Genomic DNA, 8,111 nt, shown 5'->3' with positions numbered 1-8,111 from the left:
TGTATAAACGTTGCTGGCTAAGGATTTGATGCGAATACGGGATTTCTGCTTGCTGTGGTTTTGGCTTGGAATTGAAGTTCCTGAGAATTGTGTAAACGTTGCTGGCTAAGGATTTGATGCGAATACGGGATTTCTGCTTGCTGAGGTTTTGGCTTGAATTTGAAGTGCCTGAGAATTGTGTAAACGTTGCTGGTTAAGGATTTGGTGCGAATAAGGGATTTTGGCTTGCGGTAGTTTATGCTTGGAATTGAAGTTCTTGAGAATTGTGTAAGCGTTGCTGGTTAAAGATTTAGCATGAATATTAGGTTTCGGCTCATTATGGTTTTAGTGAAATCATGCTACCCCAATCCGCCAACACCACAATTAATTTCAAACAACACACTTCGCAAATACCACATCGGCTACATTTTTGTACATAACTTTATTATGTTAAATAAAAGCCCCCACACCATGCAATCATTCGACTTTTTCCAAGCATATGCTAAAGCTTCACTGGGCAACCAACCCCAAGCGATCGCTCATTTCTATGCCAAAGCTTTCATTGCTGCGGACCCTTCCAACGCAGCCACCTTTCAAAACAACGAACAGTTCATTAAATGGCTGGAAGAAGTCCATGCATTTAATCAACAGCATGGGATGCTGGGGATGACAGTTGTACAAACCGAAGATCAACCCATCAGCGAAGCCTATAAACTCGTACATGTTTCCTACGAAGGCCAATTTGCTCAAACCGGTGTGCAAGCTATCCCCTTCAAAATTTCATACCTACTCTCCCATGTCGAAGGCGATTGGAAAATCCTATGCTATATTTCACACGAAAAACAAGAGAACGCCATGAAAGCTAATGGGTTGCTATAAAATAAGCACAGCCGCCAAGATTGACGGCTGCATGGTGTTTGATAGTGTACATTCCTTTCTCTATCAATAAAAAAAATCTTTATTCCACTTTGAAATCTGTATATGTATAACCTACTTGACCATTGGTACTAATACCTTCCACTACAATCAAGTATTCCCCCGGAATATCGCACGTATAAAAATTCACTTTACCATTACCATCATTGCCAATTTTTACATTAGGCGACCAATACAATAAGTTTCTATAATCCGGCATACGCCTGTTGTTACGACTTCTACCATCATATTGCGGAGAATAAAACGCACGCGGATATTGTAAGCCATTATACTCTTGCACTGTTACATAAGGCTCTAACTGGTAGCCATCTAAATCTCCCTTGTACGTTTGTAAACTCACAATGCCATCTACTTTCAAATTGTTATAGATATACTGGTGAGCTACGACTGAACCTTTGCGCACCTTTAACGGGTCGTACTCAAAAAACTTCTTATTGTTAAAGATTGGTACCCCATCCAGCAGTATAAACGGGTCGCGGTCGAAGAATTTCGGCGAGTTTAAACCCTTATCCAAGGCCAATAAATGCAATCCATCGCTATGCTTTCGTACCATCACAGTTGGTACATACTCTCGAAATACTTCCTCCATCGTTCGGAAACGTGTGTAATCGTCGAGGTTAAATTGCTCATCTGGTGGCCCGTAGAATGCAGCGCTATCAGTAGGACCTTTATATGCTAACAGCGTAAGACTGTCGCCGAAAAAGGCTTGCTGGATTTGCATTTCCCGGTGCCTTTGTTTCAAATCATTAACAGCGGCTTTGGTAAGAATAACATCCTGGGTTGTATGAAATATGGGTTGTTCTTTGTGTACGTAATAAGGACTGTTAATCGCGATTTGCGCGGCACTATCTTGCGGAGCGGGTTGCACTACTAAATCGCCATCACCGTAATAACCCGGCACCTCCACAGAAATATAACCATTGTCATCAGAAGTGGTGGCAAAGAAACGTACTTGTTTACCGGGGATAGACAAATATACCATGGTATTTGGCATCGGTTTTCCCGTTCGTTTATTGGTTACTTTTCCTGTTACAATATGGCCGTTCAATTCTGGCGCGTATAAGAACTTAGGTTGTTTCGTATTAAATACAGCCGACCAATCTACACTATACTTGCCTTGTAATAGTAACAACATATTAGCGTCTTCCACCACGTTATTAGATCCAGCAAAGTAATAAGCGGGTTCTTCCACGATACCATTAATATGCGAAGTAAGCATATGGTAACTTTGAATATCATCTACCTTATTCAAATCTAATTGATCCTTGCGAATCACCTTTACAGAAAGGTTGGCGGGTACTGTTTGGTCGGAGCTATCTTTCGTCGCTACATCGATATCTACTTTCTCACGTTTACCATAAATCGACTTATTTACTTTCGTGGTAATGTTCAGTTTTGCTGTTGGAGGCTGGAAGAATAATCGTTGCCCAACAATATTATATTCATTGTCGAAAACAGTGATTTCATTCACGCCTTCCCGTATGGGATTTTTCCCTTTGAAGTAGAAATGGATTTTATGATTTTTAGGATTCGTTGCATCGGGTATTACGGGGGCCACATCTACGGCTGTAATTTTCCCGTTGTTTTGTACCACCGTGCTGTAATAGGTTTGTCCTACCGGCATGCTCGTTTCCACCATAATGGTGAAATGGTCTTTCATGGAATAGGTAACTACATAGCCTTGGTCTTTTACCTCTGGTAAGGCAACTATGGTATCTTGTTGGTTGAAATGTATGAGTGCTTTATATTTTTTATTACTTTGAGGTGTGAAGGAAAAGCTATCTATCCCAAACTTGCCAGGCTTTATATCTGTAACAAAGTTACCCGCATTATCAACGATCTTGCCACTCGCTTCTAACCCATTACCCGCAGGATCTTTTATACTATAGGCAACAAAGTTTTTTACCCCGGCAACTAGTTGGCCTCCATTCGTAGCAAATTTTATTATCGCTTTTTTGGATTGTTTACTATCAACTAACGACAATTGCTCGAACGTATTAATAATGGTAACAGGTTGTTTGAAGAAGTATTCTTCCCCAAAATTTTGCATCCACTTGGTATAAGCACAAAGCGTGTAATTTCCCGTTTCCATTGTGGGCAATAACGTGAGAAACCCTTCTCCTAGCCCTTCATGAATACCCAATTTCTGTTGTAATACAGGTTGGTTCTTTTCGTTCAATACTTCTACATATACAATCTTACTCATATCGGGTACATCACCAAAGGCCAAAATGGAACAATATAATTTCATCCAAATGGTCTCCCCTGCCAGGTAAGTTGTTTTATCTGTTTGTATGTATAGCTGTTGTCGATAATTATCTCTCGTATATTGCTCAAATCGTTGATTGATATGATCAATGATGGCCGCCGGTTGGGTCTGCGCCTTTGAGAACAATGGACAAAGGCTCATCGTTACGAAGCTGGTTTGTAAGAGAAACTTTCTCATGCGCATGGTTTTTAAAATAATCAATTAAAAAGGCCAGAAATCAGGGCGTACATTATATCCTCCTGTTTGTAGTTGTAAACAATCCAAACAGCGGAAACTACCGGTCACCCCCAGCTTTTTCTCCTCTGGGTCTAAAAACACAGGGTATCCCCTATCATACCCAAAGTACAAGGCTAAGCCTGCCTTCGACTGGTCGAGTACTTCCGTTGCAAACCCACATTTATTCTCAAATGTAGAATAAGAAGGACGGCTGAAATACCTGGCTTTCGTTGTTTCCATCGAAGCTGAAATATATCCCACTACAGGTTCTGCTGGGTTTTGTACATTCACAATGTTACCCCTCAGCTCTGTAGGCAAAGGATCAAATATCCCGCCCAATTGCTCTGTATACTTCCGTACATTATTTAAATAATCGTAAGCCTCGCTCGTTAAAGCATATTGGCGCACCAATATTCTATACCCCACACTAATTTCTATTTGATCCCTATTAAACGACTGTAGCGGTTCTTGCACAATTTGGTCAACACTGGAGCGCTCGCTGCTAGCCACTAATATGGAATTAGTCACAAGGTTTTTCCAACACCTAAATAGTTTCACCTGTTCTGAATAAGGTCTACTACGTAAGGTAGAATCGTTATTATTAAAAACTTGACGAGAATACCATTGGGAGTTATACTCATACGTTCCTTCATACGTCCACCTGTAATACTTAGTGGAATTACTGGGGTCATGTGTATTTACGTAAACTGTAAACACATCGTTTTTGCGATAGCTAGCAATTGTATCAATTGGAGGCACATTTCTTACAGGAACGAAGCTGGATATATATTGATCATTTTTTTGTGTAGCGATTTTGAGACGAACTTTTTTATCTACGGCAATATTTAAATCACTTGCTGTGTAAGTACCTATAGGGGATTCTACTAAGTCGTAACTACCACCACCTTCTACTTCCACCGTCACTTTTGCTTTCGTTTCATAGATCATTTTTGCTGTATCTTTTAAAGCTGATGCCCTGCTTAACATGATACGGGTAGTGGTACTTGGCCCTACTACAATCATTCCATCTACCACTAAATAATTAATATTCTTTCCTTGGAGATCGGGTGTATAAGGGTCTTTGCAGGCGCCGTACAAAATACAGCCCAGAGCAAGGATGACATAAACAATATACCGGCGGGTTCTTCGCATATAACTAGCTTAAAATTTGAAATTGTATGTAGCAAAAGGAATGGCTGAACCGAAGATGGATAATTTGTAACCATTCACTTTCCCATTTTCTGTTACGAAATATACAGAGTATGGATTACGGCGAGCGGTTAGGTTATATACTCCCACAGTAAAGCTGCTATGGAATAATTTATTCGTTTTGTGATTGCCTTCGATGTTCATGCTTAAATCCGTTCTGAAGTAATCGGGTATTCTCTCCGTATTCCTATCGGCATAATACATCCTGTAAGCGCCACCATAATAATACCGCCCAATCGGCACTGTAATGGGCCTACCGGTACTATAATTGGCCGTTAACGATACGCTGAACCTGTGCGAGAATTTGTAGTTAGAGATGAAGTTTACTACGTGCGGCTTATCATAATCGGCGGGGAAATAATCGCCACCATTAATTGGCGACAATACCAATGGGTCATCCATTTTCACAAAGGTTCTTGAATATGTATAACTCACCCACCCTGTTAATTTACCGGCTGTTTTCTTTACCAATAATTCCACGCCGTAAGCTTTCCCCGTTGCATTCGCGACATCCGTTTCGATGTGTGGGTTTAAGAATAATTCCGCGCCGCTTTTATACGTTAACGTATGCTTAATCCATTTGTAATAGGCCTCTACAGATGTTTCAATGGTATTGTCCTTGAAATTCTTGTAGTAACCAACCGCTACTTGGTCGCCCACTTGCGGCTGAATGTAATCGTCGCTGAACTTCCAAGTATCTACAGGGCTGATGGCAGTTGTATTACTCAACATATGGATATTCTGCCTCGTGCGGTTATAGGCCACTTTAATACTGGAGTTATTATCCGGCAAGGTATAGCGCAAGGAAACACGTGGTTCTAGCCCTATGTAGTTTTTAATATTGCCCGTTTTATTGATCGTATCTGTAATGGAACGAACATCGCGGGGTACGCCCGGCGCGTATTCATATACCGTACGAGGACCAAAGTACCCGTAATAGTTGGCTCGTACACCAACGTTCAAGGTAAGGTCTGGCGTGATCGTGATATTATCTGCAACATAGGCAGCGAGGTCTAAGGCTTGCTCACTATCCATTTTATCGGGCACAACGGAACCTTTGCCAACAGATGAGATAGTGCCAGGGTGAGATTTATAGTAAATAGCCCCCAACCCAGTTTCAAAACGATGCACAGTATTAGGCACATAAGTAAAATCCAATTTGCCATGGTACTGCATAATATCGAACTTGAATTTAAAGTCGGTCACATCCTGCTGCTCACTCTCCATTTGGAAGTCGTACCGGTCGTAACCAGCCGTAAATATGCTCGTTAAGCGGTTATTAAAATTGTGCTTCCATTTCACCACGGCGTTTTTATTCCCGTATTGGTATAATGTATCTCCATCGAGGCGGAACTTATCGCCACTCATATAGCCAGATACATAAATGGTGTTCCTATCATTGATGGTATGCGTAATACGAGCATTTACATCGTAGAAGCTGGCACTGCTATTTTTATATTTCTCATCCTCCAATAAATTCAATGTCCAATCAGAGTAGGTGGAACGGCCGCCGATAATGAATGAAGTGTTTTTACCGATAGGACCTTCAAACGTAAGGTGTCCACTCAGCGGCCCAACACCGCCCGAGCCAGAAAACTTGTTCTGGTTGCCTTCACGTGTCGATACTTCAAGTACCGACGACAGGCGGCTGCCGTATTTCACAGGTAAGCTACTTTTATATAATTCGGCATCCTTTACAACGTCGGGGTTAAACCCTGAGAAGAACCCGAAGAAATGAGAAGGATTGAAAATGGTAGCACCATCAAACAACACTAAATTCTGATCTACAGCACCACCGCGCACATTTAGCCCCGTACTGCCTTCACCTACACTGGTTACACCGGGTAAGTTCAACAACACGCGCACAATATCGGCTTCACCTAATAAGGTAGGTAGCTGCTTCACTGTTTTAATATTCACTTTGTTAAACCCAACAACGGTCGATTTTACATTCGATGTTTTTTCTCCCGCAATATTCACCTCTTTCAAAGAAGTGATATAATCGGTCATATGAATAATCAATTTGCCCTCGGTATAGAGGTTGATCTGCCTGCGTGTATCGGTTAACCCAATACAGGTAATACGCAAAATATGTTTGCCTTTAGGTAAGGTAAGGGTGTAATAGCCGTATTGATCAGTAATGGCACGTGCTCTATAGCCTTCTACATAAATAGAGGCCCCGCTAACGCCTTCGCCTGTTTTGTTGTGTCGTACATAACCGGCTACTGTAGCGGCACCTGTACCAAATTCGTTTGCCTTGAACCCAATATCGTAAATCTTGTTTTCTTCGAAGTTTACACGGGCTGGGCTAACCACGTTACTTCTACTATTAGCGGCGGAAGCTGCGTTGGATTTATTGTGGAGGTATTTGGATTTAACAATAACGGCTGGCGGTTGCTCGCCCAATGCCAATGCAATGGTGGTGTTAACAGTTAGGAATATCGACTTGCGCTCATCTACCGAATAATAAATCCCGGTATTCTTAAATGCTAAGTCTAACACCTGTTGTAAAGGCATATCAGTAACATGCATCTTCACATAAAAACTATCAAACTTCAAGTCATCATAATAGAAGAAACAATTAGTTTGATGTTCAATGGTTTCAACAAACGTCTGAATATTTGCACTATCTAGCGAAACATTCACGGGGGTGGATAGGATATTCTCCTGCGCTACTGCATGCGTACAGAAGCACATGAAGAAAAAGGTTAAAATTTTTCTCATGCTTTACGATTGGGGACGAATATATACTAGCGTGATTCTTTTAAATCATTGTCGCAGTATTTTGCGATCGTTGGGAGTGAAAGTTTCAGATTCTCCTTCACGTCTAATGCATTCACTTTAACAAACGCTTTCACTTCTTTACGATGCCCATCGAGCATGCGGTAAAGGGTACGTTCATTATGTACAGGTCTGTATTGACCTTTCCAGAATACATAATATACAGTAGGTTCATCTTCTATTTTGTGAATAACTTCATCTTGGTCGATAATGCCGGGTTTGTAAGTCTTACGGTATTTCACCAATACTTTGGTGCGGCCGCTGTAGATTTCTTCATAATATCCACCACTTAAGCCATTACCGGCAGGCATGTTTACAAATAAACGATCTCTGAATTGGAAAGAGGACACTTTGCTTTTAACGAGGCGGATGATGGTTTTGTCATCTTTGTAAATGGCGATGAGTTCATCTAAAACAATATCATATTTCATCTCGATGTTTTCAAATGCTTGACCGTCGTAAACAACACAACCATTCTTCCAACGCCACTCGTCTAAATAAGGGTATTTGTCCTCGTAAATAATATCTGCAAAATATTGTGTGTAAACAGGACCATTATACAATGAAGCCCTATTAGGGTTCATCAGTAGGTACTGGCTTTGCATGATAGCGGGCATTACTGCATTACTGTTATTGTTTTGCCCTGATACTTCAATGTTGCCCATGCAACAGCAAACGGAAACAAACGCAATTAACTTTTTCATGAGTAGCAATTTTTCAT

The 8,111-nt window shown here is 41.1% G+C and carries 5 protein-coding genes; 1 reads left to right on the top strand and 4 read right to left on the bottom strand.

Annotated features, from left to right (window positions below; genetic code table 11):
* Positions 1–450: 450 nt before the first annotated feature.
* A complete protein-coding gene (locus LX64_RS10545; RefSeq protein ID WP_148707273.1) occupies positions 451–858 on the top strand; it encodes a metal ABC transporter substrate-binding protein in 408 nt (135 codons plus the stop codon).
* A 79-nt stretch (positions 859–937) separates the two neighbouring features.
* Here LX64_RS10545 and LX64_RS10540 read toward each other — a convergent pair whose 3' ends face one another.
* From LX64_RS10540 to LX64_RS10525, 4 genes are read right to left on the bottom strand one after another with little or no spacing between them, the layout of a single operon-like run.
* A complete protein-coding gene (locus LX64_RS10540; protein ID WP_148707272.1) occupies positions 938–3,361 on the bottom strand; it encodes a hypothetical protein in 2,424 nt (807 codons plus the stop codon).
* A gap of 24 nt (positions 3,362–3,385) precedes the next feature.
* Positions 3,386–4,552, bottom strand: coding sequence for a DUF4249 domain-containing protein (locus tag LX64_RS10535; protein WP_111597589.1), 1,167 nt, complete (start codon positions 4,550–4,552; stop codon positions 3,386–3,388).
* 9 nt (positions 4,553–4,561) lie between these two features.
* Positions 4,562–7,333 (bottom strand): TonB-dependent receptor, encoded by a 2,772-nt coding sequence (locus LX64_RS10530; RefSeq protein ID WP_111597588.1) that lies wholly within the window; start codon positions 7,331–7,333, stop codon positions 4,562–4,564.
* A gap of 26 nt (positions 7,334–7,359) precedes the next feature.
* Positions 7,360–8,094, bottom strand: a complete 735-nt coding sequence (locus LX64_RS10525) for a hypothetical protein (protein WP_148707271.1) — start codon at positions 8,092–8,094, stop codon at positions 7,360–7,362.
* Positions 8,095–8,111: the final 17 nt, after the last annotated feature.

This window comes from Chitinophaga skermanii (genome assembly GCF_003259335.1).
Taxonomy (GTDB): domain Bacteria; phylum Bacteroidota; class Bacteroidia; order Chitinophagales; family Chitinophagaceae; genus Chitinophaga; species Chitinophaga skermanii.
This window is presented reverse-complemented; position numbering and strand designations above follow the sequence as displayed.

Coding starts and splice junctions, on each gene's coding strand:
- LX64_RS10545 (WP_148707273.1), top strand. CDS start 451: ATGCAATCATTCGACTTTTTCCAAGCATATGCTAAAGCTTCACTGGGC.
- LX64_RS10540 (WP_148707272.1), bottom strand. CDS start 3,361: ATGAGAAAGTTTCTCTTACAAACCAGCTTCGTAACGATGAGCCTTTGT.
- LX64_RS10535 (WP_111597589.1), bottom strand. CDS start 4,552: ATGCGAAGAACCCGCCGGTATATTGTTTATGTCATCCTTGCTCTGGGC.
- LX64_RS10530 (WP_111597588.1), bottom strand. CDS start 7,333: ATGAGAAAAATTTTAACCTTTTTCTTCATGTGCTTCTGTACGCATGCA.
- LX64_RS10525 (WP_148707271.1), bottom strand. CDS start 8,094: ATGAAAAAGTTAATTGCGTTTGTTTCCGTTTGCTGTTGCATGGGCAAC.